Annotated in this window: 23 protein-coding genes and 1 pseudogene; 20 read left to right on the top strand and 4 right to left on the bottom strand. The window is 41.0% G+C overall.

Translation table 11 applies throughout. The annotated features are described in order from the left end of the window. Window positions 1-4: 4 nt before the first annotated feature. Window positions 5-337 (top strand): annotated as a pseudogene (locus tag NOS7107_RS15980) (DUF2391 family protein); the annotation flags it as partial. Next, complete coding sequence (locus tag NOS7107_RS15975; protein ID WP_015113997.1) at window positions 334-732, top strand: TIGR02588 family protein; 399 nt, start codon at window positions 334-336, stop codon at window positions 730-732. The pseudogene NOS7107_RS15980 and the gene NOS7107_RS15975, both read left to right, overlap by 4 nt. A 150-nt stretch (window positions 733-882) precedes the next feature. Here NOS7107_RS15975 and NOS7107_RS15970 read toward each other — a convergent pair whose 3' ends face one another. Next, window positions 883-1,737 carry an acyl-CoA desaturase gene (locus tag NOS7107_RS15970; RefSeq protein ID WP_015113996.1) on the bottom strand — a complete coding sequence of 285 codons (855 nt, stop codon included), beginning with the start codon at window positions 1,735-1,737 and terminating at the stop codon, window positions 883-885. Between the two features lie 176 nt (window positions 1,738-1,913). Here NOS7107_RS15970 and NOS7107_RS15965 point away from each other — a divergent pair, with 176 nt between their 5' ends. The 18 genes from NOS7107_RS15965 (at window position 1,914) to leuD (ending at window position 21,669) form a co-directional block, all read left to right on the top strand. Then, entirely contained in the window at window positions 1,914-3,131 is a 1,218-nt protein-coding gene (locus NOS7107_RS15965) for a TetR family transcriptional regulator (RefSeq protein ID WP_044500854.1), read from the top strand. A gap of 197 nt (window positions 3,132-3,328) precedes the next feature. Next, window positions 3,329-3,781, top strand: coding sequence for an NUDIX hydrolase (locus tag NOS7107_RS15960; protein WP_015113994.1), 453 nt, complete (start codon window positions 3,329-3,331; stop codon window positions 3,779-3,781). A 1,448-nt stretch (window positions 3,782-5,229) separates the two neighbouring features. Further along, the gene (locus NOS7107_RS15955; RefSeq protein ID WP_015113993.1) at window positions 5,230-6,564 is read left to right on the top strand and encodes a beta-propeller fold lactonase family protein; all 1,335 of its coding nucleotides are present in this window, start codon (window positions 5,230-5,232) and stop codon (window positions 6,562-6,564) included. Between the two features lie 310 nt (window positions 6,565-6,874). Further along, window positions 6,875-7,333 (top strand): putative quinol monooxygenase, encoded by a 459-nt coding sequence (locus NOS7107_RS15950; protein WP_015113992.1) that lies wholly within the window; start codon window positions 6,875-6,877, stop codon window positions 7,331-7,333. A gap of 22 nt (window positions 7,334-7,355) precedes the next feature. Further along, entirely contained in the window at window positions 7,356-7,694 is a 339-nt protein-coding gene (locus NOS7107_RS15945; RefSeq protein ID WP_015113991.1) for a carboxymuconolactone decarboxylase family protein, read from the top strand. A gap of 117 nt (window positions 7,695-7,811) precedes the next feature. Next, on the top strand, window positions 7,812-8,585 hold the full coding sequence (locus tag NOS7107_RS15940; RefSeq protein ID WP_015113990.1) for an enoyl-CoA hydratase/isomerase family protein: 774 nt from the start codon (window positions 7,812-7,814) through the stop codon (window positions 8,583-8,585). A gap of 52 nt (window positions 8,586-8,637) precedes the next feature. Further along, entirely contained in the window at window positions 8,638-9,429 is a 792-nt protein-coding gene (locus NOS7107_RS15935) for an SDR family oxidoreductase (RefSeq protein ID WP_044500034.1), read from the top strand. 38 nt (window positions 9,430-9,467) lie between these two features. Further along, entirely contained in the window at window positions 9,468-10,655 is a 1,188-nt protein-coding gene (locus tag NOS7107_RS15930) for a hypothetical protein (RefSeq protein ID WP_157374049.1), read from the top strand. 59 nt (window positions 10,656-10,714) lie between these two features. After that, window positions 10,715-11,281, top strand: a complete 567-nt coding sequence (locus tag NOS7107_RS15925; protein WP_015113987.1) for a hypothetical protein — start codon at window positions 10,715-10,717, stop codon at window positions 11,279-11,281. A gap of 23 nt (window positions 11,282-11,304) precedes the next feature. After that, window positions 11,305-11,976: a DJ-1/PfpI family protein gene (locus NOS7107_RS15920; RefSeq protein WP_015113986.1), complete on the top strand. Its 672-nt coding sequence runs from the start codon at window positions 11,305-11,307 to the stop codon at window positions 11,974-11,976. 91 nt (window positions 11,977-12,067) lie between these two features. Beyond that, window positions 12,068-13,894 (top strand): AGE family epimerase/isomerase, encoded by a 1,827-nt coding sequence (locus NOS7107_RS15915; protein WP_015113985.1) that lies wholly within the window; start codon window positions 12,068-12,070, stop codon window positions 13,892-13,894. 157 nt (window positions 13,895-14,051) lie between these two features. Next, window positions 14,052-14,384, top strand: coding sequence for an anti-sigma factor antagonist (locus NOS7107_RS15910; RefSeq protein ID WP_015113984.1), 333 nt, complete (start codon window positions 14,052-14,054; stop codon window positions 14,382-14,384). Between the two features lie 470 nt (window positions 14,385-14,854). Continuing rightward, on the top strand, window positions 14,855-16,225 hold the full coding sequence (locus NOS7107_RS27360; protein ID WP_015113983.1) for a PP2C family protein-serine/threonine phosphatase: 1,371 nt from the start codon (window positions 14,855-14,857) through the stop codon (window positions 16,223-16,225). Window positions 16,226-16,304: 79 nt separating this feature from the next. After that, window positions 16,305-18,425 (top strand): glycogen debranching protein GlgX, encoded by a 2,121-nt coding sequence (gene glgX, locus NOS7107_RS15900; protein ID WP_015113982.1) that lies wholly within the window; start codon window positions 16,305-16,307, stop codon window positions 18,423-18,425. 49 nt (window positions 18,426-18,474) lie between these two features. Beyond that, window positions 18,475-18,813 (top strand): anti-sigma factor antagonist, encoded by a 339-nt coding sequence (locus NOS7107_RS15895; protein WP_015113981.1) that lies wholly within the window; start codon window positions 18,475-18,477, stop codon window positions 18,811-18,813. Window positions 18,814-18,858: 45 nt separating this feature from the next. Continuing rightward, window positions 18,859-19,290 carry an ATP-binding protein gene (locus tag NOS7107_RS15890; RefSeq protein ID WP_015113980.1) on the top strand — a complete coding sequence of 144 codons (432 nt, stop codon included), beginning with the start codon at window positions 18,859-18,861 and terminating at the stop codon, window positions 19,288-19,290. A gap of 181 nt (window positions 19,291-19,471) precedes the next feature. Beyond that, a complete protein-coding gene (gene leuC / locus NOS7107_RS15885; RefSeq protein WP_015113979.1) occupies window positions 19,472-20,875 on the top strand; it encodes a 3-isopropylmalate dehydratase large subunit in 1,404 nt (467 codons plus the stop codon). Window positions 20,876-21,060: 185 nt separating this feature from the next. Then, window positions 21,061-21,669 (top strand): 3-isopropylmalate dehydratase small subunit, encoded by a 609-nt coding sequence (leuD, locus tag NOS7107_RS15880; RefSeq protein WP_044500030.1) that lies wholly within the window; start codon window positions 21,061-21,063, stop codon window positions 21,667-21,669. 54 nt (window positions 21,670-21,723) lie between these two features. On the opposite strand, the gene NOS7107_RS15875 is transcribed toward leuD, so the two are convergent. The 3 genes from NOS7107_RS15875 to NOS7107_RS15865 all read right to left on the bottom strand — a co-directional run bounded on the left by NOS7107_RS15875 (window position 21,724) and on the right by NOS7107_RS15865 (window position 26,083). Then, entirely contained in the window at window positions 21,724-23,835 is a 2,112-nt protein-coding gene (locus NOS7107_RS15875) for a response regulator (protein WP_015113977.1), read from the bottom strand. Window positions 23,836-24,009: 174 nt separating this feature from the next. Beyond that, window positions 24,010-25,128: an ABC transporter permease gene (locus tag NOS7107_RS15870; protein ID WP_015113976.1), complete on the bottom strand. Its 1,119-nt coding sequence runs from the start codon at window positions 25,126-25,128 to the stop codon at window positions 24,010-24,012. 79 nt (window positions 25,129-25,207) lie between these two features. After that, complete coding sequence (locus NOS7107_RS15865) at window positions 25,208-26,083, bottom strand: Npun_R2479 family HD domain-containing metalloprotein (protein ID WP_015113975.1); 876 nt, start codon at window positions 26,081-26,083, stop codon at window positions 25,208-25,210. Window positions 26,084-26,160 lie beyond the last annotated feature (77 nt).

Here is a 26,160-nt window from a genome sequence, read left to right as displayed (position 1 = left end):
TTTTTTGTCACCCCTTCAGGTTCCTATGTTAGCTGCCGCAATTTCTCCACCTTGGCTATTAGCAATCATGGCTGCATCTTTAGTAATTTCCTACGCTATTGTCTTTCAAGCTGGGTTTTCCGACCAGAAAAAACGTAGGCAGCAAAAAGGTATTTTTCAGCGTCCATTAAGTGAAACTACTATATCTTATTTAGTATCTTTACTAGCAAGTGGAATAATGCTATTTTTCTTCCAAAAGCTAACTTTATCTGACCCTTGGACGATGTGGTTAGAACATACTTTAGTATTGGGATTACCGGCAACTATTGGCGGCGCGGCAGGTAGGTTAGCAATATGATGGAAACAGAAACACAACCAGAACGTTCTCTAGCTGAATGGATAACATTCGGGATTGCTTCATCTATTCTTGCAGTTGTTATTAGCTTAGTAGGGTATATGTGGCTGAATGAAAAAAATCAGCCTCCCATTTTATCGCTAAATCAAAAACAGATGATTCGAGAAATTGATGGGAAATTTTATGTTCCTTTTGAAATAATCAATACTGGTGCTGAAACTGCTGAATCAGTGCAAATTATTGCTGAATTAAAAATTGCTGATCAAGTGGTTGAAACAGGAGAACAACAAATTGATTTTTTGTCTGATGGCGAAAGGGAAGAAGGAGCATTTATATTTAGTCAAAATCCTGTTCAGGGGAAATTAACTGTGCGGGTTGCTAGTTATAAGTTGCCATAATCTAATTAAATAATTTTGAGGATGGGGTGACTCATGCCTTTGCTAAATCAGCAATTATAAAAGCAATCGTCACCCGCAATATTAATGATTTTCGTCTGGCCACTATTATTGTTATTCTGCCAGAAGTTTACTTGGCTACTATGAGCTAATTCATCTTTGACGTGCTTGTGCTGGTGGTAAGATAACTTTTTTCGCTAAACCCAATGCTTTTAAAGTTTTAATACTCCACCAAGTGATATCAATTTCCCACCACTGGAAACCAGCTTTGGCTACGTGAGGAAAAGTATGATGGTTGTTGTGCCAACCTTCTCCATGAGTTAGCAGCGATACCCACCACAAATTACGTGCTTCATCATTGGCATCGAAGGTACGATAACCCCAAATATGTGATGCAGAATTGACAAACCAAGTGGAGTGCCACAATAAGACTGCACGGACAAACATTCCATAAACTACAAAAGACCAACCGCCCAAAGCATACAGCAATATTCCCAAGGGAATTTGCAATAATAAAAAGTAGCGATCTAACCAGCGATAGTAAGGTTGTCTTTCCAGGTCAGGCGCATATTTCTTATAGATTTCATAATCAAAAAACTCAGAACGGGGATACATAATCCATAGTAGATGGCTCCACCAAAATCCCCGCTTGGCAGAGTAAGGATCTAAGTTGATATCTTCTGTATGGGCGTGGTGCTGGCGGTGTCCACCAATCCAAAAAATCGGACCACCTTGAAGTGCTAAGGCTCCGATCAAGGCGATCGCATATTCTAACCACTTGGGTACTTGGAAACTCCGATGGCTTAACAGTCGATGATATCCTAAGCAAATGCCAATACTCCCAAACAGCCAATGGAGAAACACCAGCAATCCTAGCGCTGACCAAGAAAAAAACCAAGGAGCCAACAGAGCTAAGACATGAATAGTAGCAAAAAAAGCCACATTCACCCATCTCAGGCGAGGTGAATTTCCTGTCTCAGGAGCAACCGCCAGATATTTTGCAGTCATAAACATTTCCGTTGATGGATCATGAAGTGATTTGCTTGGGATGTGGGTAAACTTCCCCAATAAATTTTTCCATTCTGTAGACTAGTTCGTTACAGTGGACTTAAGCAAGTATCACTTACATTAGGCATCGTAACAACTATTGGTATTTTATGCAAGTGGCACTTGCATTATTTCTTATGGCATCTCAATCTATTTCAGCCCGTCAACGTCTTATTCAATCGGCACTAGAACTATTTACTACTCAAGGAGTTAGTAGTACTACTACCCGCCAAATTGCCGAAAAAGCTGAAGTCAATGAAGTGACGCTGTTTCGCCATTTCGGAAATAAACATGGGCTACTTTTAGCGGTGTTAGAAGAATCAGCAGCTTTTAAGGATTTGGGAGAATCCTTAGTTAGGCGGGCTACTCCTCCTGGCAACGTTTATCAAGCTCTGAAAGATTATGCAAGTGATAGCTTACATACATTAGAACGAGTCCCGGAGTTTGTGAGGTCTGTAGTGGGTGAAGCAGACCAATTTCCCGCCGAAAACCGCCGAGCATTGGGAAGAGGATTAACCGAAGCCAACCGCTATGTAGCGCAATATTTAGCAACCTTAATCCAACAAGGAGACATCAACACCTATCTACCAGCAGAAAAACTAGCCAGTTTACTCAATGGCATGATTTTGGGATATGCGGTGATTGAATTTACCAGCGAATTTCATGAACTGTGGGAAGATCGAGATGACTTTTTAGAGAATTTAGTGGAGTTGTTTTTACACGGAGCAATGTCCGCTGCTCCCCAATTAGCAAGAGAAGCCGTCATTACCCAAGAAGTAGAAGATTTACCTGCGATTTTAGTGCATAAAATTTTGCAAAATTCTAGGAAGTCAGGAATACAAGACTATGCTTTAGCATACCTGTTATTTGGTGCCGGCTTATCCGTTCCTGAGATAGTTGGTTTGCAGCGATCGCACCAAATATCCGATCCCCAAGGCCTAATTTTGCAAATCACCACCCCAGGTTTACCCCGTCAAGTCCCGGCAAATCAGTGGATTTTGGGCAAACACTACGGTTCATACACCAACAATCCTTTAATTAAATGGCTCAAAAGTCGTAAGGATCATCATCCTGCTATGTTTATTGACAATGTAGGTAATCCCATTTCTGAGTCAGAATTGCTGCAACGTTGGGAAGTTTGGACTCAGGAACTGCTAACACCCCAAGGTAAACCACCAGAAATTGTTCAAGCACAACAAACCTGGTGTGTAGAAATGTTAATGCGAGGGATGAATTTGGAAGAATTGAGTATTTTGACAGGTGGCGATCGCGCTCAATTACAGCCTTATGCTCGCCGCGCCAAAGAAAAATCGGCTCTAGAGGCAGCTATTCGTTTAGATCATAAGCCAGCATGAAGTAATAAGGCAAAAGTTAAAATTTAAAAGTTAAAAGAAAGAATAGTGGTTTTAAACGGCTTAATTTATCGATTTTTTCACTTTTTACTTCTCAAAGCTTTCTGTCTTATAGTAGATGCCTAATAGCTGTATAAAAATGAGACTTAGCTAAAATCACCTCTTGCTTCGTTTTATAATGACACTCATCCAAAAAGTTCATGAATCAGAAAATCAGCAAAATCTTCCAACAGTCGGGAGTCATTCCTTATAGAGTGCAGAACGGCAACATCGAAATCTTACTGATTACAACCCGTGATTGTGCGGAGCGCAGCGCCGGAGGCGATCGCCACAATTGGGTAATTCCCAAAGGCGGAATTACTAAAGGTATGAGTCCACCTGCTTCCGCAGCCAAAGAAGCCTGGGAAGAAGCCGGGATCATTGGGCAAGTAGATGTTAACGCCGTAGGTAGTTACAGATATCGCAAACGCGGCAAAATCTATCAAGTGCAGATGTATTTATTGTTAGTTGAAGTGTTAAGTGAAGATTATCCCGAAGCAGGACAAAGACAGCGAGAATGGTTTGATGTCAACATAGCCATTCAAATGGTGAAGCAAAATTCCTTCAAACGAATTCTACAAGCTACTATAAACTTACTTGTGCTGGCAATGTAAATGTTACTAATTAATCTATTTAAGGATATAGGAAAATAGTAATATTCCAGGAATCAGAATGCAGAGTGATTAATAAACGAAGGTTTTGCTAGGCAGATAGCCTCATAATCTAGAAGTATAAGTCATCAAACATTCATCACTTCTAATTTCCGTATTCTGGATGCTAAATTCTTATAAAGAATATATATGCTTTCACTATTGAGAATCTACATTAAGTTATGTGTAAATGAAGTCGTGAAATACTTAATAATTTCGTACTTAATTCCAGATGATTCATTTTTAAAAGGGCTTGAAGCCCTATAGAATAAGAGGATTTTTAATTCCTATCAGGAATTATTTATAAGACAGATATTAAATATAGTAATTCTAAATACAAGCTAATTTAGCTATTTAATATATACTCAAGTCAAACATAACTGATCATATTTATCGGCAAGTTAAGAAAAATATAATTTATAGTTAAGCTAATTTATTAGCTCTCATACTATCCTGGCAAATATTATTTTTTTATTATATTTATCAACAAGTTCCAAGATTTTATTAACTCTTGATTGACTAATATTGCTATTTATGGGAGCATTTATCCCAGGCGAGTAAAAACAGAATTTTTGCTGGATAAAGACTGCATATACTTTAAGCTCGACTTTATCCAAAATTAGTAACTCCGCTTTCTTGATCCGGCAAAAATCCTAGTTTTTTGGCAAGCATTTTGCCATATTACTGATTTTCTATCAAGTTGAAAAACTTAAACTACTGCACCATAATGCTTTTAGCATCAAGTTTTAGGTTTCATAGAAATGGACAAAATCGTTGGATGAAATTTGGGCTTAACTTTTGTTTAAATACTACTTGCCAGTGACCTACATGAACTGATACTGACCAAACAATCACTCATATCTTTATCTTTGTATAGCTAGACAACGCAAATTACACTAAGACTTTTGGCGTTGCATAAATGCGGGATGAAATCATAAAATTCCACTTTTAAAACTCTTACTCTTTGCGCCTACCCTGCGGGAAGCTGCTGCCGCGTCTATGCGTGAGACAAAAATCATCCCCTCAATCAGCAACGCCGACTTTTGTTATCATCGCAGCACTATGCTGATTAGAGATGTCTGCCTAGAGACACTTTACTTACAAGTATCCATGCAAATTGAAAGCCTTCAACTAGCGCAGCAGCGCACTAACAAAATATAGAAGAAACACTTTTTATACCCTTATACCCCCATATTTATTGGGAGTTCTCATGGGTTAAAAATTCGGAGTTACACAAAAGCGACCTAGAAACAGCCTAAATTTTCTTCGCATCTTTGCACGAAATAAAAATCATTCCACCAATCAGCAACGCCAAAAATTACTATCAAAAGGCTAATTCATAATCTGAGTTTCTACCGCAGTGAACAGCTTCTCTAGAAAACTTCTTGCCGATAATTAATTAGGAGAAATTCATGATTTCCTTTCAAAGCAATCGCCAAGCCAAACAATGGCTTCGCATAGTTTGCTTAATCACTGGTTTCATTGCTGCTGTACTGATAGGTGCATTTCCCAATTATTCTGCCTATGCTTATCGGCATCCTCTGACTAGTATCGTTTATACAGAAAGCAACATTCCAATTAGAAATAGTAACTCTATTCTTGGTTTCCTACGTGATGCCAATGGCAAATTAACACCATTACCAAATTCCCCTTTTCTCACTGGAGGTGCAGGAATTTCAGCTGATCCCGGCTTTAGAACTCTGCAAATCTTTAGCTCTGATCAGAACATTGTCATTAACCCTAGACATACTCGCCTCTTTGCTGTTAATTCAGGATCAAACACGATCGCAGTCTTTGATATTAATCCCGATGGCAGTCTTACTCCAGTACCTGGTTCACCATTTCCTTCTGGTGGAGTAAACCCAGTCAGCGTCGGTTTGGCAAATGATTTCCTGTTTGTAGTCAATAAGAATCGAGATCCTCAAAACCCTTCCCAAGAAGCAAGCAATTCCTTGCCTAACTACACTGTCTTCCGTATCACTCCCAGAGGCCAACTCATTCCAGTTCCAGGTTCTACTGTCGCGCTTCCCACAGGCTCTGACCCAACTCAAGCTCTAGTCTCCAGAAACAAACAACTGCTATTTGGTGCAGACCAATTTGCAGGCGTGTTGCGGTCTTGGAGGATTCTGCCCCAGGGTCGTCTGTTAGAGAGTTTGAATTCACCACTACCACTTCCAGCATCAGAATTCGCAGGGACTGGACGACCATCTTTCCCATTGGGACTCCAGATTCATCCAGTAAGACCAATTTTGTATGTGGGTTTTGTCACAATCAATAAAGTCGGAGTCTACATCTACAATCCAGTTACAGGAGCGCTCAACTTTCTCAAGACTGTACCGACTTCAGGTCAAGCGCCATGCTGGATTATTACTAACAGAGCCGGAACCCGTCTTTATACAGCAAACACAGTTGACAACAGTGTTAGTGTCTATAGTCTTGTAGATCCAACCACACCAGTAGAAATTCAAAAAGTAACACTGAGAGGGGCTGGTGGTGCAACAAACCTAGCTTTGGACGAAAAAGAAGAATTTATACAAGTCATTACTCGTCGAACCTCGCCCAATATAGTTGAGGGTAACGGGCTACATATACTCAAAGTGAACCGAGATGGCACTTTAAATGAAGTAGATACCTCACCCTTACCACTTCCATCAGTTGAAAATAGCTTCCCGCAAGGAATCGCTGTGCTGACAAGTAAAAAGTTAGGTATCTTACCAAAGTGGTTCAAGAGAACTCTGAATTACTAGTACAGCACAGTGGAAATAAACAGGCTATCTGGAATTGCTAAAAGGCTGGTGGGATAACTATTCTTTCTTTTTACTTTTGCCTTTTGCCTTTTTACTTTTGCCTTGTTGTACTAGTAGCATTGTTGTTATTTACATCATTTAAAACAGAGGTGCGAAAGCTATAATTCCACCTCATAACAACACAAAAATTCAGCCGTATCTAGAAATTAAAATCAGCATCAGGTGAATCGCAATAAACATTTAGCTGTCATGAAAGTTGAAATTGTCAGACTATATAATTCAAAAAACAAATTTTAGTAGGATGTAAATTATGTTAAATCAAATACTTGATAATTCTGGAGATATCATTAAATTATCTTGGGAAATATTTGCTGTTGTTTTAATTGTTTTAAGCATTAACTTAATCTATATGAAACAGCAAGCAAAAGCTACAATAAAAAAAGCAGATGTGCCGATAGTAGTGGCAGCAAGATTCAACATCAAACCTGATAAAAGAGAAGATTTTTTAGAGCTTTCTACTTCTGTTTTTCAGCAGACAATTGCAGAATCAGGCGTGATTAGCTACAGTTTTTATGAAGATTCAAATCTTCGTAATCATTTTATATTTTTTGAAGAATGGAAGAGTCAAGAAGCATTAAAATTTCATCTAAAAACTCCTTATCTAGAAATACTAATGCAGAAATTTCCTGAATTTATTAATGGAGAACCAAACGTGAGAGTATATGAAATTAATAAAGTAGATTATGAACTGCCATCTACTACAAATTAAAATATAATATTTGGAGGTTTCCATGTTGGAAAAAAATGCAGTCTTAGACGATCTAGACCTTCAAATTGCTTTGAAGGACATCAACCCAAAATTTGGCGATTTTTGTACCCGTGTAGCAGGTGAAGCTTGGGGTTTGCCCTTAATTGACCAAAAAACCAAAGCTTTAATCACAATCGCTGTTGATGTTGTTAATCAAGATCAAGTAGGGTCTGGTAGTCCTTTTGCTGCCCATGTCAACATGGCTATGAAGCAAGGGGCAACTCGTGAAGAAATCGAGGAGATCCTACTATTCATGTGCGTCTATGCAGGATTCAACAAAGCCGCTGGTTGCTTTGGTGTCCTAAATGAAATTCTTGGTTAACCTCCATAAGATTCTGGCAAAACATACCAGATATGAATGGCGCAGACAACTAAAACATTGGCTGTTGCGACTACCTTAGATTTTGTTGGCTGAGATAAACTTCGGAGAATTAAACAAATGATGACTGCAACTCGACCAGCTTATTTCACAAAATACGAAAATCTGAACTTCCGTCGTGACGACGAAACCGGGATTTTAGAAGTCAGAATGCACACAAATAATGGGCCATTCGTTTTCACTGGACAAACTCACAGAGAGTTTCCCAATGCTTTTTATGACATCAGCAGCGATCGCGACAATCGCGTTGTTATCTTGACAGGCACAGGAGATTCCTGGATGGCTCAAATTGATTTCAACAGTCTAGGCGATGTCACTAATCCCCGTGAATGGGACAAGACTTTTTGGGAAGGCAAAAAAGTACTGCAAAACCTCCTCGATATCGAAGTTCCCATGATCTCAGCCGTCAATGGCCCCGCCCTACTGCACACCGAATACATCCTCACCACAGACATTATTCTTGCGTCTGACAATGCCACTTTTCAGGATATGCCTCACCTCAATGCCGGCATTGTTCCAGGTGATGGCGTTCATGTGCTGTGGCCATTGGTTTTAGGCCCCTCCCGCGGGCGTTACTTCCTCTTGACCCAAGAAACCCTAACTGCCCAGCAAGCCTATGAATTAGGAGTTGTCAATGAAGTTTTACCTGCTTCTCGATTAATGGAGCGTGCTTGGGAATTGGCAAGACAACTAGCAAAACAACCTACCTTGACTCTGCGCTACACCCGTGTTGCCCTCACCCAACGCATTAAGCGCTTAGTCAACGAAGGCATAGGATATGGTTTGGCGATGGAAGGAATCACGGCAACTGACCTCCGCAACGCTCAACAATAAAACTATTCATGGGCGTTTGTCATTCAAACGCCCACAAAAACCCATTGACACCATGACTAACTCATTGGCACAGACAATCAGCCAACGCTGGACACTACAGGGAAAGAAAGCTTTAATTACCGGAGCCACCAAAGGCATTGGACAGGCGATCGCGGCTGAATTTCTCGGACTTGGTGCAGAGATAATGATTGTTGCCCGTAATTCAGAAGCAATTGAGCAGCAACTTCAGTCTTGGCAATCTCAAGGATGGCTTGCACATGGCATTGCTGCCGATGTAGCAACTTCCCAGGGTCGTCAGCTGATTTTTGATCAAGTTGGACAGAAGTTATCTGGACTAGATATTCTCATCAATAATGTGGGTACGAATATCCGTAAGAAAGCTGTGGAATACACAGCCGAAGAGTACGACCATATTTTCCAGACGAATGTCAGATCCGTATTTGAAATGTGCCGATTAGTTTACCCATTGCTCAAAGCTGGTGACAATAGCAGCATTGTGAATGTAGGTTCCGTAGCTGGCTTAACCTCAATTCGCACCGGCGCACCTTATGGGATGAGCAAAGCAGCACTTGTACAACTGACTAAATCCTTAGCTGTAGAATGGGCAGACGATCATATCCGTGTCAACACTGTTGCCCCCTGGTTCATTCGTACACCACTCACTGAACCTTTATTGAACAACCCAGAGGTATTGGCAGGAGTTTTAGCTGGTACTCCCTTAAAGCGTGTGGGTGAACCAGAAGAAATAGCAGGTTTAGTAGCATTTCTATGTATGCCCAGCGCAACTTACATCACTGGGCAGTGCATTGCAGTAGATGGAGGATTTTTAGCATTTGGCTTCTAAATCTGGGTTGATAAATTTCCATTACTATCAAGGTGAAAATGATGGTAAAGCGCATCTATGACTACAAAGAATTAGCTACTAACTATTCTCGTAGTGGGTTAGTGAGAGATAGCAAGGGTCATCCTCCCATTTCGACAAACAACCAACTTTATACATCTTGGAAAAGTTGTTTAGGTTGGGTAAGTTGTTTGGCAACAACAATAATTCTGCATACTTTACCAGCACAAGCAACATCTCTAATCGGATCAGACATAGTTGTCACTAGTGCCGCAACTAATGGCAACAGTCAAGTACTGCGATTTGATGGTCAAACTGGTGCATTTCTAGGACAATTTACAGTTGGTGGCGGTGTAACTGACCCTAGAGATATTCTCTTGAGAGAGTCAGGCGAAAATGTTGTTTACGTTAATAGTGGCGATAATAGAGTTCTGACTTACAACGCCACTACAGGAGCTTTCTTAGGCACATTTGCTTCTTTCCCAAATCTCAATCCTGGTGGTTCAGTATTTGGGCCTGACGGTAATTATTATGTAGGCGCTCGTTCCCTCGGAACTATCGCCCGCTTCAATGGACAAACAGGGGAGTTCATTGATTTCTTTATCCCACCAAATCTAGTCGAATTTCCCAGAGGATTCGCATTTGGACTAGATGGGAACTTTTATTTAGGAAATGGAGCTAATCCCGCTACCAGTTCCGGCGGAGGTACAATTTTAAAGTTCAACGGTCAAACTGGAGAACTACTAAATTCTAATTTTGTCAACGACCTGGAACTCAGCCCCCTAGATTTAATCGTTGGCCCGGATGGCGACATCTATGTTAGTAGTGAATATCCCTTTGGCAACGCTAACTCTGTTGGAACAGTTCGCCGTTATGATAGCCAAACTGGAGAGTTACTAGCCGTCCTCGACGCTGGTATAGACGAACAAGGAAGACCGAGATTAAGTCGTCCCAGAGGTATTGGCTTTGGGCCAGATGGAAACCTATACGTTAGTAGCACAGGAACCGGAAGCGTTGTCCGCTTTAACGGCGCGACTGGAGAACTCATTGATGTCTTTGCTCAATATCCAAATCTCAATGGTCAGGCGCTAACTTTTGTTCCTAGTCAAGCTAGGGCTACCGTTGATGAACCTACAAATGTCATAGGTTTACTAGCTTTAGCAGCATTAGGTATACCGACAGCCTTGAAACAAAAACGTTCAATGGCATTGCAGCGCAAACAATTATAACTTGCCGCGATCGCCAAGATTCCATTTGATATATTTCTAGTACCATTAAGGAGAAAAGAATGATTAAGCGGACTAATTACTACAAAGAACTAGCGGCTGACTATTCTCGTCCTGGGTTAGTTGCTGATGAAGTCAAGCAAAAACTAATTCAGCAAGGTGAGAAATTTGTCCAGATGAAAGAAGCCACAATACCGCAGATTAGTATTGATTATCCTCTAGAGCAAATAGAACAGGAAAATAAAGAATGGTGGCCTACTCATTGTGAGGCACTCCGACAAGGTAGAGGTGATATTTTGACAGGTGAATATCGCCATGACTTAGTATATTTCTGTCAAGATGGGCCATTTTACGGACTAGAAGAACAAAAAGAGCGAGAACAACATTGGTGGGCATTAATTGCTCAACCTCATGTCAGTATGTGTTGGCCAATCGTGCAGTTTTGGGGTGAATTTGTTCACTTTGAATGGAAATGTGAAGATGATGAAACCAATGAAACAATTGCCAAAGGTATGGTTTGTTGGGTCAGACGTGGACATCGAGGAGGTTGTTATTTCAAGAGTGAGCAATTAACTTTTTACCGTGATGTATTTGCTGCACCTGAGTTGTTAAAGCTGATTACTGTCTAACAGGAACATTCAAGGTAATTTATATGAAGTCGCCAACTGTTAAAGCTGTAGTCAACAGTAAAATCGGGGAATCAATTAAAGGCAAAATTGCTGTTCTGATTGAGGAGCATTTCGACCAAACAGAATTTCGGAAATTCAACGAATATTTTCCACAAAAGGGATATCAAGTAGAGTATGTTTCTCACCTTTGGGGTAATCCACAATTAACTTTTGGTAGTAATCCTGATACGGGGATAGTTGAAGATCACGTCATAGTTACAACAGAAGTCAATGATATTCATCCAGCAGATTACAAAGGTGTAATATGTATTGGAGCTTATGCAATGGATCGCCTAAGATATCAGGTTTCTGTAAAAAAAGGGCAGAAAAATCAAGCGCCTGCCGTTGTTTTTCTGAGAAAAGCTATGGATACAGAAAATTTAAAAATAGGCACGATTTGTCATAGCTTATGGCTGTTATGCGCTGATCCTAGCTTGTTAAAAAATCGGCAAGTAACCTGCGCTCATAACATTATATGTGATGTAGAAAATGCCGGTGCTGAAATTATATACGAAGGTGATAGCACTGCTGAACTAGTGATAGATGGCAATTTAATTACAGGCAAACATCCGGGTATGGTTGATCAGTTTATGGAAGTGTTTGTTGCAGAGATGGAAAAACAGACACCTAGACAGGCAATTGTTGCTCAAATATAACCATACTGCCCTATAAATCACAATTAGCAGTTAATTTTGGGTAAAAAACTGGTGGTTTAGACATTTTATCCAATAATTTTGGGGATCAATTATGGAACGTATGAGTTTTTTATTTTCTGATGCGATCGCAGGCTATGTAACACACTTGAATCGCAGTGAACAAAGCTTTGGCATCAAAACATCAGATGGACGAGAGTATAAAGCATATCTTACCCCTACCACCTGGGGGCGGATTACCCAAAATTTAGGTGAGTCTTACATCGACGCGACCCAAAGGCTGGCTGAACTTCTCAGTGCTGGTCAGCACGTCTTTGCCTATGGCATTTTTTACCCACAAAGCGATGGTTATAAATTTGAAGTTAAATCCTTAGTCTTTCCAGGTGATGCTCCTGGTCAATATCGTCATGAAGAACCGGACTGGTGGATTCAGCAAGTCCGTTCAATTGCTGACAGTTACCTATATTGGCAGTTTGGTTATCCGCAAAATGAAATTGATTATCAAGATTATCGGACTTTTTTGAGAGCCACAGGGGTGAAAAAGCGTGATGATGACTACTTACAAGAAACAGATACTATTTCTCGTTTAGTATATGGTTTTGCTTCTGCTTACCTCATGACCGGAGAAGACCGCTTTCTTGAAGGTGCGGAAAAAGGTACAGAATACCTGCGTGAACACATGAGGTTTTATGACCCTGATGAAAATTTAATTTACTGGTACCACGGCATCAAAGTTACAGGAAATCGAGAGCAAAAACTACTCACCTCAGAGTTTGGTGACGACTACGACGCAATCCCCGCTTACGAACAAATCTATGCCTTGGCTGGGCCAATTCAAACTTATCGCATCACCGGAGATCCGCGCATTCTCCAAGATGCAGACATGACCATAGACTTGTTTGACAGATTCTTCTTAGATCCTAAATTTGGTGGCTATTTCTCCCACATCGACCCCATCACCTTAGATCCGCGTGCAGTATCTCTGGGTCATAATCAGGCGCGGAAAAATTGGAACTCAGTTGGTGATCATGCTCCTGCTTATTTAATTAACTTGTGGTTGGCAACTGGTAAACAGAAATATGCCGATATGCTAGAGTACACCTTTGACACCATTGAGAAATATTTTCCAGATTACGACAATAGCCCCTTTGTGCAAGAGAAATTTTACGCAGATTGGAGCCATGATCATACTTGGGGTTGGCAGCAGAATCGAGGCGTAATTGGGCATAACTTAAAAATTGCCTGGAACTTGATGCGGATGCAAAGCTTTAAACCCAAAAAAGAATATCTGAGTTGGGCAGAAAAAATTGCTTATATAATGCCCGCAGTCGGTAGTGATACTCAACGAGGTGGCTGGTATGATGTTGTTGAGCGACTTTTAGAAGAAGGGGCGGAACAACATCGCTTAGTTTGGCACGATCGCAAAGCTTGGTGGCAGCAAGAACAAGCTATTTTAGCCTATCTTATTCTGCACGGCATAACTCAAAATCCTGACTATCTGCGCCATGCCCGTGAAGCAGCAGCATTTTACAATGCCCATTTTCTCGACCATGATGACGGGGGAATTTTCTTTAACACCCTAGCAAGCGGTGTCCCATTTTTGATGGGAACCGAAAGATTTAAAGGTAGCCACTCCATGAGTGCTTATCACTCCACCGAACTATGCTACTTAGCGGCAGTTTACACCAATTTGTTGATTGCTAAACAGCCAATGAATCTTTACTTTTGTCCCTTACCCGGAGGATTTGGCGATCGCATCTTACGAGTCTCACCAGATATCTTACCTCCAGGAAGTATCAAGATTACTACCTGTGAAATCGATGGCGAACCTTACTTCAACTTCGATGCTCATACCTTGACAGTAAAACTACCAGATACACACACAAGAGTAAAAATTAAAGTGCAAATTAGCCCTCAATAAGTCAATCAATCTCGGATTTTGGATTTGAGATCAAACCCACATATTCATTTGAAGACTTCTAGCATTCCACTAATATTTAGTCACGGTTAATTTTCGATTTCCTTTAATTCCCATGACTTATAACCAAAAAACTTAGTTTTTAAGTAAGGATAAATTTATGGATATCAATATCAATACCGTTGGAGATGTGACAGTTATCGATATCACAGGTGAAGTAGATGCAAAAACAGCACCAACTGTACAAACAAAAATCATTCCGTTAGCTCAAACTCGAACTAAGCTTCTCCTCAAGATGGACAAAGTTCCTTATATGTCTAGTGCAGGCTTAAGATTACTGTTGTTTTTGTATCGACAAGTAACTGCTAAAGACGGACAGCTTGTCTTAGTAGGACTTTCTGAAGAAATTCGGGATACTATGGTTGTCACTGGATTTCTCAACTTTTTTGCAACTAGTGAAAATTTAGAGTCAGGACTAGCTGCGCTGAATTAATCTTAACAAAATTAGCAAAATTTATGGCGATATAATTAGCTATTTTGCGAATTTACTTATAGCATTTCCTAATCTGCTGAAGTACTAAATACATTGCTAATAAAATTAGGCAACCCTCTGTGTTCAAAAACGTTAGTTCTGTACCTCACTTGACCGGAAATCGCTATAGCATCTGAGTCTATTACTATGTCGGATAATTAAAGAATCCATTCAGACAAATTATTTACAACATCTGTAAGTTAACAACTAAACAATTTCGTGCTTCAGGCACTTTTGCGAAAAAGTAACAGAAATGTGCCAAGTTAGTCAATTGTGTAATCTAAAATTAATAAAATTACGAAAGCTATATCCAAGTCTTTTAACTAACTTGAGTTGATTATTAATTCCCTTTACACTACCACACACAGACTAACTATTTCACCGCAGCACCTCATCATTTTACCTAGAGATTTTGGGAAAACTGAATAACTATGCAAGTTCAACAAAAATCAACAGAAGAAATCATCAGCCAATTAGCACTGATGCAGCAAGAAATCAGCGAACTGAAAATTGCCAAAATAGCACTTGATGCCCAAACACAAATGCTAGAAAAGCTCATTGAAATGGCTGAAACTCCAGAATTAGAACACGTTCTCAATGTAACTTTAGAGCAAGTTGTTGATATCTCCATTCAGGTGACAGGCGCTGAGAGCAGCTACCTTGTATTATTCAATGAGCATAGTGTTATTAAAAATAAAATCTTCAAACATCTTTATTTAGATTCATTAGAACAACAAAATTTAATTCATCGGGTTCTTGAGCAAGAATATTTTACCTGGGTCGTCAATCACCCTGTGGTAACAGCCATTCCCGATACCTTTCCATATAAACGTTTAAAAATTCTGCCTGAGTGTCCTCCATTTGCTCGCTCAGTCCTAAGTGTGCCAATTTTCAAACATGGGCAATTACTCGCTGTATTGACCTTGATGCACTCCCAAGCAGAGTTCTTTAATACAACATCAGTTAGCATCATGGAAATGATGGCTAAACAAATCGCTTTAGCTATAGACTATGCGCGATTTTATGGTCAGCTAGAAACTTATTCGCAAGCACTCAAACTTGATCTAGAACAAGGTCGGCAGATACAGCAAAATTTTCTCCCCCAACCAGTGCCAGGTTTGACAGGATGGGAATTCGCCTCTTTTTTCCAACCTGCCCGTCAACTAGGTGGCGATTTTTACGATACTTTCTTATTTCCTGATGGCAGTATTGGATTAGTCATTGGTGATGTTTGCGATAAAGGAGTTGGAGCCGCACTGTTTATGGGTTTGTTCCGCAGTTTACTGAGAATTTTTTCTGAGCAAACCTTTAGCAATGCCAACATTAGTCCCACTCAAGCTGTGATTTTAACTAACAATTATATAGCCCAAAATCACAGCGAGTTATGTATGTTTGCCACCATCTTTTTTGGTGTTCTTAATCCATCCACAGGTTTATTGACCTATGTGAATGCAGGGCATGAACCACCAATTATTCTGCGTTCATCTGGTGTTAGACAGCGACTCCACCCAACAGGGCCTTGTGTAGGGCCAACGTATAACGTCCACTTTCAAGAACAGCAAATCCAAATTGAACCAGGCGATATCATCCTTGGTTACTCCGATGGGGTTCCTGATGCTCGCTCTCCCAAAGGTGATTTCTTCACCGAGAAACGATTGTTATCCCTGCTGGAAGAACCCGCCCCTAATGCTATAGCCCTTGTAGACCGAATCAAAAAGCAACTAGAGTGTCACATATCAGAAGCAGAACCGTTTGATGACATCACGATTTTAGCTGTACACCAACTAGCGCCGCCTAGTTAAGTAGTGAGTTCAGGGTGATTCATCCTCACCCCTGCATTCTCTGTACTATTTCTCTTTGTTCTCATATACATTTACTTCTATGAAATTGCGAATCGACACACATCCAACTCATACTTACGCTAATTTTAAGTTGCAACGTGGACGACCATTTCCTTTTGGTGCCACTTTAGTACCAGGAGGTGTGAACTTTTCGATTTTTTCCAGTCATGCTAAATCTTGTACTTTAGTGTTGTTTAAAAAGTATGAACTGGAACCAATGATCGAAATTCCCTTTTCAAAGGAATTTCGCATAGGTTATGTCTACTGTATGGTGGTATTTGATTTAGATTATGAAAATATCGAATACGGCTACAGGATGGATGGTTTGTTTAATCCTTCAGAAGGTCACTGGTTTGATCAAACAAAAATCCTCTGTGATCCTTACGCAAAAGTCATCGGCGGCCGAGATGTCTGGGGAGAAACACCAAATTGGCATGACAAGTACCAGCATCGTGCCAGGATTGTGGTTGATGATTTTGATTGGGAAGATGACCATCCTCTAGAAATTCCCTCAGAGGATCTGATTATTTATGAAATGCACGTCCGCAGTTTTACTCGTCATTCTTCCTCCGGGGTCAAGCATCCAGGAACGTTTGCCGGGATCTGCGAAAAAATTCCCTACCTAAAACAGCTAGGTGTCAATGCTATTGAACTGATGCCTATTTATGAATTTGATGAGTTTGAAAACAGCCGCATTCATCCCCAAACAGGAGAGAGACTGTTCAATTATTGGGGTTACAGTACCGTTGGCTTTTTTGCTCCCAAGGCTGGTTATGCAGCTACAGGTAAATTTGGGATGCAGGTTGATGAACTCAAAGCTCTCATTAAGGAGTTACACAAAAATGGTATTGAAGTAATTCTCGATGTTGTTTTTAACCATACTGCGGAAGGAAACGATCGCGGCCCTTATATTTCGTTTCGCGGTATTGACAATAAAACTTACTATATGCTTACCCCGGATGGGTATTACTATAACTTCTCAGGTTGTGGTAATACATTAAACTGTAACAATCCAATTGTTCGCAATGTTGTTTTAGATTGTCTGCGGTACTGGGTGGCGGAATATCACATTGATGGTTTCCGCTTTGATTTGGCATCGATTTTAGGGCGTGATCCTGGGGGTGCGCCGTTGAAAAATCCACCATTGTTAGAAACACTGGCCTTTGACCCGATTTTAGGTAAGTGTAAACTCATTGCTGAAGCTTGGGATGCAGGTGGCCTTTATCAGGTCGGCTCTTTCCCTGCTTTTGGTCGCTGGGCAGAATGGAACGGCAAATATCGTGACTGTATTCGCCAATTCCTCAAAGGTGAGGCGGGACAAGTAGGTGAAATAGCCCAAAGGCTACAAGGTTCACCTGATCTTTATGCTTGGGAAGGTCGCAATCCGGCGACATCTATTAATTTTATTACTTGCCATGATGGGTTTACCTTGATGGATTTGGTTTCCTACAATGACAAGCATAACGAAGCTAACAATGAAAATAACAATGATGGTAGCAATGATAACTACAGTTGGAACTGTGGTTGGGAAGGCTATACCGATGATTCAGCTATTAATGCTTTGCGAAAACGGCAAATTAAAAATGCTGTAGCAATGTTGATGGTTAGCCAGGGTATACCCATGATTTTGATGGGTGATGAAATGGGACGCACCCAAAATGGCAACAATAATACTTATTGTCATGATAATGAACTAAATTGGTTGGATTGGCAATTATTAGAAACCAATCGAGATTTGTGGCGATTTTTTCAAAATTGTATTGCTTTTCGCAAACTTTATCCTGTGCTGCGAAATCGCTACCACTTCCAAAATCAAAACTGTTTAATTACTGACTGTACCGACATTAGCTGGCATGGAACTCAAGCTTGGAATGCTGATTGGTCAGATCAGAGTCGGATTCTTGCATTGATGCTGTTTAGTAAATATATTCAACAAGGAAAGCTATTAGATAACTACATTTATGTAGCTATGAATATGAGTTGGCAGACATGCTGGTTTGAAGTCCCAGAATTGCCGACAGAAATGAAGTGGCATATCTTTGCTAATACTAGTGCTATTTACCCAGAGGATTGTTGGGAAATTGGCACCGAGCCGATTTTGACGAATCAGCAAGGATTACTTGTAAGCGATCGCTCTGTGGTTATTTTAATAGGCAAGTAATGAGTAATCAAGAATTAACGCTTTTATTCTCAATAAAATAGGAGAAATTATGTCATTCCACACTACACTGAAAATTAACCAACGTACCGCCATAATCACTCTCTTAGGAGAGTTAGATGCCAATTCTGCACCACTTTTCCAGAAGGAAATAGAGAAAACTGTGGCAGTCAATCCCGACAAGTTAGTTCTGATGATGCAGAAATTGGATTATATGTCCAGCGCTGGTTTGCGAGTGCTGATTTTTGCTAAACAAAAAATGGGAGCAAACGTTGATATCTGTATGGTGGGACTACAAGAACAAGTAATTGACACTTTGAATAAGACAGGATGCAATCAAGGTGTGATTCTTCTAGATGAATATGTTGAAGAGCAAGTATTTTCAAGCTAAGAACAGGTATCAAATCGTGTTGTTCACTAACATATCGGCATAACTATGGAACCTTTGATTGTACCTGGAACACTCGAATCATTAACCGCGATCGCCGAATATGTCATGACAGCAGCAGCAGTCGCGGGGTTGGATAAAAAAACGTCTTACAACTTACGCCTAGCAGTAGATGAAATTGCTACTAATACTATTATCTATGGTTATGGAAAAGCCACATTTCCTGGTTGTTTGAATGTGCAAGCGCATTTGGAAGAGGAATGTTTAAAAATTTTTTTGGAAGATAGTGGCGATCGCTTCGATCCCACTCAACAATCAGCCCCAGATAATTTTTGTCAGCCTTTAGAACGAAGATTAGCAGGAGGTTTGGGAATTTACTTAACTATGCAAAGCGTTGATAAATTTATCTATGAACGATTTGGAGAGCTTAATCGTAATATCTTTGTGGTAAATCGAAAATCATGCCAGATGTTTAGTTGAGGCTGAGGGCTGTCATTTGTTATTGGTCATGGGTAAAGTTTTCTCGCCTATTTACGTTTCATAACTGAGTTTGGTGTATTTCTCCCGACTTACGCCCTATCATGAATACAATAAAAGTCACAAAAGTCTGGTGCTTTTTTGATACGATAAAAATCCTGACTCGTTAAATAACGATTGACCTATGAGCAAAGGCACCCTGTTTGATAAAGTTTGGGACTTACACACCGTTGGTACACTTCCTTCAGGGCTGACGCAACTATTTATCGGCCTGCATCTAATTCATGAAGTTACCAGTCCCCAAGCCTTTGCGATGTTGCGCGAACGAGGTCTGAAGGTACTGTTTCCCCAACGCACCGTAGCTACAGTAGATCACATTGTTCCCACAGATAACCAGGCACGTCCTTTTGCCGATAGCGTGGCAGAAGCAATGATTCAAGCCCTGGAACAGAATTGTCAAGAAAATGACTTAACTTTTTATAATATTGGTTCCGGTAATCAAGGTATAGTCCACGTCATCGCCCCAGAATTAGGATTAACCCAGCCAGGAATGACGATCGCCTGTGGTGATAGTCATACATCCAGTCATGGTGCATTTGGAGCGATCGCTTTTGGGATTGGAACAAGCCAAGTTCGTGATGTTCTCGCCTCGCAAACCCTCGCCCTCGCTAAACTCAAAGTCCGCAAAATTGAAGTTAACGGCACTCTTAACCCCGGCGTTTATGCCAAAGATGTGATTCTGCACGTTATCCGCACCCTCGGTGTAAAAGGTGGTGTTGGTTACGCCTACGAATTTGCTGGGACGACCTTTGAACAGATGAACATGGAAGAACGCATGACAGTCTGTAATATGGCGATCGAAGGTGGTGCAAGATGTGGTTACGTCAATCCTGATCAAATTACCTACGATTATCTCCAAGATAGAGACTTTGCCCCCAAAGGTGCTGATTGGGATCAAGCAGTAAGTTGGTGGGAATCTATTAAAAGTGAGTCTGATGCAGAATATGATGATGTAGTTGTTTTCAACGCAGCCGAGATTCCCCCTACTGTCACCTGGGGAATTACCCCCGGTCAAGGTATTGGAATTAATCAGTTCATCCCCAAACCCGAAGAACTTCCTGAAGAAGACCGCTTTGTTGCTGAAGAAGCTTATCGCTATATGGATTTGTTACCCGGTCAACCCATTAAAGGCACAAAAATTGATGTCTGCTTTATTGGTAGCTGCACTAACGGGAGAATTAGCGACCTCAGAGAAGCAGCAAAAATTGCCCAAGGTCGCCGTGTAGCAGAAGGAGTCAAAGCCTTTGTTGTCCCCGGTTCCGAACGAGTGAAAGCAGCAGCCGAAGCCGAAGGATTAGACAAAATCTTTGCCGCAGCGGGTTTTGAATGGCGCGAACCAGGGTGTTCAATGTGTTTAGCCATGAACCCCGACAAACTCCAAGGTAGACAAATCAGTGCTTCTTCTTCTAACCGCAACTTTAAAGGAAGACAAGGTTCATCCTCTGGTCGCACATTACTGATGAGTCCGGCGATGGTGGCGACGGCGGCCATTACAGGCGAAGTTGCTGATGTACGCGACTTGCTGTAGGAGAAGGCAGGAGGCAGAAGGCAGGAGGTAAAATGTGTACCTCCCTTCGGGTTCGCCAGTTCCCCATCGTGACGGAAACCGCCAAGACGGGGGCTGGTCTCACCGCGTTGACCTCAGCGACACTCTGCGTTTGCAAACCACATCTTTTTTATCTCGCGCAAAGGCGCAAAGGCGCAAAGAAAATTATGGGAAGTGAAGTTAAACAAGTATCGGGGCAAGCCATACCTTTAGTTGGTAATGATATTGATACAGACCGGATTATTCCAGCCCGTTTTTTAAAGGCGATTACCTTCGATGGTTTGGGCGAAAACGCGTTTATCGATGACCGCACAGCTTTAAAAGGTGAACATCCTTTTGATCAACCCCAATATCAAAATGCCAATGTGTTAATTGTGAACCGTAACTTTGGCTGCGGTTCATCACGAGAACACGCACCTCAAGCGATCGCAAAATGGGGTATTAAAGCTTTAATTGGTGAAAGCTTTGCGGAAATCTTCTTGGGTAATTGTGTGGCTATTGGTGTACCTTGCGTCACGGCTGAGGCGGCGACTGTAAAAAAACTCCAAGAATTAGTAACAGCTAATCCCCAAGCAACGCTAACAGTAAATTTAGAAACCTTACAAGTGCAACTGGGTGACTTTACCGCACCAGTTTTCATGGGTGAAGGTTCGAGAAATATGTTTGTTTCTGGTAGTTGGGATGCTTGCGGTCAGTTAGTTGCTAACGCTGAACAAATTCGCGCTACAGCTACAAAATTACCTTATGTCGGGTGGGGTAAGTTAGCTGCGAGTTAATTATAAACAGGGTGTAAGGGTTTTGCTGTCGCTTAACCCAACCCACTTTTCTCATTATTCTGACTGCTGAATTCTGACTGCTGAATTCTTCTTGATAACACTAGTAACTACATTAATCAAATTTTCAGGGTCAATCGGTTTAGTTAAGTAATGCTGAAAGCCCGCGGCGAGAATTTTTAAGCGGTCTTCTTCGCGGGAAAAAGCAGTTAAAGCGATCGCGGGAATGTTACCACCATTTTCGGGTGCTAAGGCGCGGATTGTTTGGATTAAATTGTAACTATCTTGACCTGATATACTGATGTCGCTAACGAGGATATGAGGCTTTGTTTGTTCGAGGATTGCCAAGGCTGTATCAACTGATGCCACTGCTGTAGCATTTGCGCCATACTCTTCAAACATAAATGCTAAAAAATTCCGGCTATCGGTTTCATCATCTACAACCAAGACCTTTAATCCGGCTAGGGGTGTAGTATCCACTGTACAAGAAGGAGAATTTTCGGCTTTACCATCAATACTGCTGCTTGGCATCAGTGGTAGTCTTAAGGTAAAAGTTGCGCCTTGTCCTTTACCTGGGCTATCTGCGAGAATTATGCCACTGTGTAGTTCTACCAGATGTCGCACAATCGCTAGTCCTAAGCCTAATCCGTTGTGCGATCGCGTAGTAGTACTGTCTGCCTGACGGAATCGTTCAAATACTTTGGGTAAAAAGTCTGGTTCGATGCCAATACCTGTATCAATTATCTGAATTTGAGCATAGGAAGATGTAAAAAATCGTATGGGAGACAAGCCAGAGGAGAGTACAATTTCCCCAGCGGGAACTTGCCTACTAGACTCCTTACCTGTGAGTTGCATCAGTTCTACATGGACGGCAACATTACCATCTTTGGGTGTAAACTTAATGGCATTAGTTAGGAGATTCCAGACTACTTGTTGTAAACGGACTGGATCACCGCAAACTGAACCAATGGAAGAATCGAGAATCGTATTGATTTGAATGTTTTTAGCTTCTGCTAAGGGGCGCACTGCTTCTAGGGCTGCTTCCATTACAGAAATTAAGTTCACCGCACATAAATTCAGTTTTAGTTGACCGCGAATAATCCGCGATACATCTAAAATATCTTCAATGAGTTGCACCTGAGATGTGGCATTGCGTTCAATTGCTTCTAAAGCTTTAGCGGTGGCTTTATCATCCAGTTTCTTAGAACGCAGAATTTTTGACCAGCCAAGCATCGAAGTCAACGGTGTACGGAGTTCATGAGACAGCACTGCGAGAAACTCATCCTTCATCCGATTTGCGGCTTCTGCTTCTTGTCTAGCTGTTTGTTCTCGAATTACTTGGGCGCGGACTTCTTCAGCTTGCTTGCGTTCTGTAATGTCTTCGAGAGTACCGACATATCCCAGCAATTTTCCTTGAGCCGAAACCATGCGTGATGAACGCACCTGTACCCAACGAAGATGACCATTAGCTGGGAGAAATTGAAAATCTTCCGAGTAGTTTTGGCTACCTATATCGAGATATTTAGACCAACTAGCGATCGCCCGTTCTTGATCATTTGGATGAACAAATTCGAGCCATTGTTTTTCTAAACTTTCTACCGCAGTCAAACCACAAATGGCCTGATAGTGAGGATTTGTATACCTACATTTGCCATCTGTATCCATTTCAAAAATACCCACAGGAGAACAAGTGCTAAGGGAACGAAATCGCTCTTCACTTTGACGTAGTTCTGCATTAACAGCTGCTAGTTGATTTGCTTGTTCTTTAATAGCTTGAGTTTTTTTAAATAGCTCAACAAAGACTGTAACTTTTGATATTAATATATTCGTATCTATGGGTTTAAGCAAATAATCAACTGCACCCAGAGCATAACCTTTAAATAGCATTTGGTCACTGGTGCTAAAGGCTGTCAGAAAAATAATTGGAGTTTGTCGCGATCGCTCTCGACTACGAATCAGGTTAGCAGTTTCAAAGCCATCCATTCCCGGCATTTGCACATCCAGCAAAATTACCGCAAAATCTTGATGCAGAAGACACCGCAAAGCTTCTGCTCCAGAAGTGGCTTTTACTAACTTTTCTCCCAGTCTTTCTAAAATTGCTTCTAAGGCCAACAAATTTTCTAGTTTGTCATCTACCAAAAGGATGTTGACTTGCGGTTCAGGCTGCATGAGTTTATCGCACGGTAGTTCTTTTTTGTTCTAGGTTTCAATCTCTTTAAAGAGGATTGCTTGAATCATTATGACACGACAAAGTTTCTGTCATTTGTCATTTGTCAATAGTCAAAAGCCTGAAGTATGCAATTTCACACTTCAGACTTCTCACTTCAGACTTAATACTTCCCCTTATCTTTGCAAACTGCGGGGATCGAGAGCATCTCTTAAGCCATCACCTAGTAAGTTAAATGCTAATACTGTCAAAATAATTAGCACCGCTGGCGGCCAAATTAACCAAGGTTGGAGTACCAAAATTGAAGCATTACTGGCTAGGGTGAGCATATTACCCCAAGAAGGATCTGGCTGTTGAATTCCTAAACCAATCAAACTTAATACAGCTTCAGCACTAATAAAACTAGGAACTGATAAGGTTGCAGAAATAATTACATAAGTAGCAGTTTGAGGCAGAACGTGACGGACAATGATGTAAAGTGGATTTCCACCCATTGCCCGTGCAGCTTGAACAAATTCCCGTTCTTTAATAGAAAGTACCTGTCCTCGAATTACCCTAGCTAAACCAGCCCAACTAATAACAGAAGTAATAATGACAATTAATAAAAAGCGCTGGGTACTACTTAAGCCAGGTGGTAAAACTGCACCTAATGTCACCAACAGATAAATACTGGGGAAAGTCATCAGGACTTCTGCAAAACGCATGATGACACTATCTAGCCAACCCCCAAAATAGCCCGAAATCCCACCCAATAGCAGACCTAGAGGGAAAGTAAAAACTACGCCGATAATCCCAATAAACAAACTAATGCGGCCACCATGTAGCAACCGACTGAATTGGTCACGTCCTTGGTCATCAGTGCCAAAAATGTTCAATCTTACGCCATTATCTGCGCCAAATAAATGCCAATTTAAGGGAATTCCCGAAAAAACTGTGACTTCATCCCATTTGGGTGGTAGTGGTAAACTCATCTGTAATAGATGGTATTCCGGCCCAGATATAAATAAACGTAAAGGAGAGGGCTTAGTAAAATCTACAATTAATTGGCGATCGCCTGTATTTATATCAGTATTACCTTGAGTTGTGGGGTAAATATGCGGGCCGATAAATTTTTTGGAAGACTGGGAAACCCAATAAATTTTTGTTGGTGGTAGCAGTGAACCATTTGGCTGTGAAATATATGGGTCGTAAGGAGCAACGAAATCAGCTGCAATCACCGCTACATAGAAAATTAACAGTAAAATTGCTCCAAATCGCGCCAAAGGATTTTTCTTCAGTCTTTGCCACCAATTCATAATTTACTTGTCCTTTGTTCTTTGTCATTGGTCATTTGTTGTTTAAGTGTACTAATGACTAATGACCAATGACTACAATCTAAGCATGTAATTGTTCAATCATGTACAGATGTTCTTCTTGACTTTTTTCATGTTCAACAACAAACACATTCGAGTAGAGATTCGCCATTACTTGTTTACCTTGTTGGGTGAGCGATAAGTAACGCAAACTATCCTTAATATAAGGATGAACACCATTCCAGTAAAATTTGGCGTAATTTTTGCGTAAATCGGCTGGGGTTTCATAGCCTAAGACTTTATTCATCCCAGTTTCTTCAAATTCGTAGTACAACGAGGTAATTTTTTTCAGGTAACGGGGGTCACTCAGTTGTCCAATTAAATCAGCAGCCCGTACTAAGCCAGCAAAGTTAACAGTATCTTGATGATCTTCGGCTGTGGGTACGGGAAAGCGAGTCCATTCAATATTGCTTTTAATCACCTCACCATCTATCAGCTTGTGACCACCAAAACGCTCATCAATAAACAGCTTGGCTCGATCAACATGATAAGGTGTGAGACTGGCATCAGAAGCACCAGGATGCAGGGAAATCATTCTGCCATTTTTACCTGTAGCATATAAGCCTGATGCTTCTTGGTCTTGGCGGCAAACTCCTTTGACATAACCAATATCATGGCAAACCAAGGAGATAATAAAGTGCAACCAATCTTCACTAGAAACACCACCTTCGCGGATGTGTTTGCCACGTAGAATTTCTTGCCCTACTAAGGTAACTAAAATAGAGTGTTCGACATTATGGTACAGGGCATCGCTATTGGCAATATTTTCCAACGCCATACTCCCAGCCCAGGCTATGATGTCTTGATAATCATTTTTGAGGCAGCCGTATGTGCGACTGTAGCCTTCTCGAATTTGCTTGACAAAAGCATCAATTAAAATTTCAGTAGCGTTGAACATATTTGGTTGCTCTGTTCGGATAAAAATATCTCTTGTTTGTTATTAAGATTGCCAACATCAAGGCTTGAGTAAGTACT

This window comes from Nostoc sp. PCC 7107, from assembly GCF_000316625.1.
Lineage (GTDB): Bacteria > Cyanobacteriota > Cyanobacteriia > Cyanobacteriales > Nostocaceae > Nostoc_B.
Note: the sequence above shows the minus strand (reverse complement) of the source record. Positions and strands in the feature narration are given on the sequence as shown.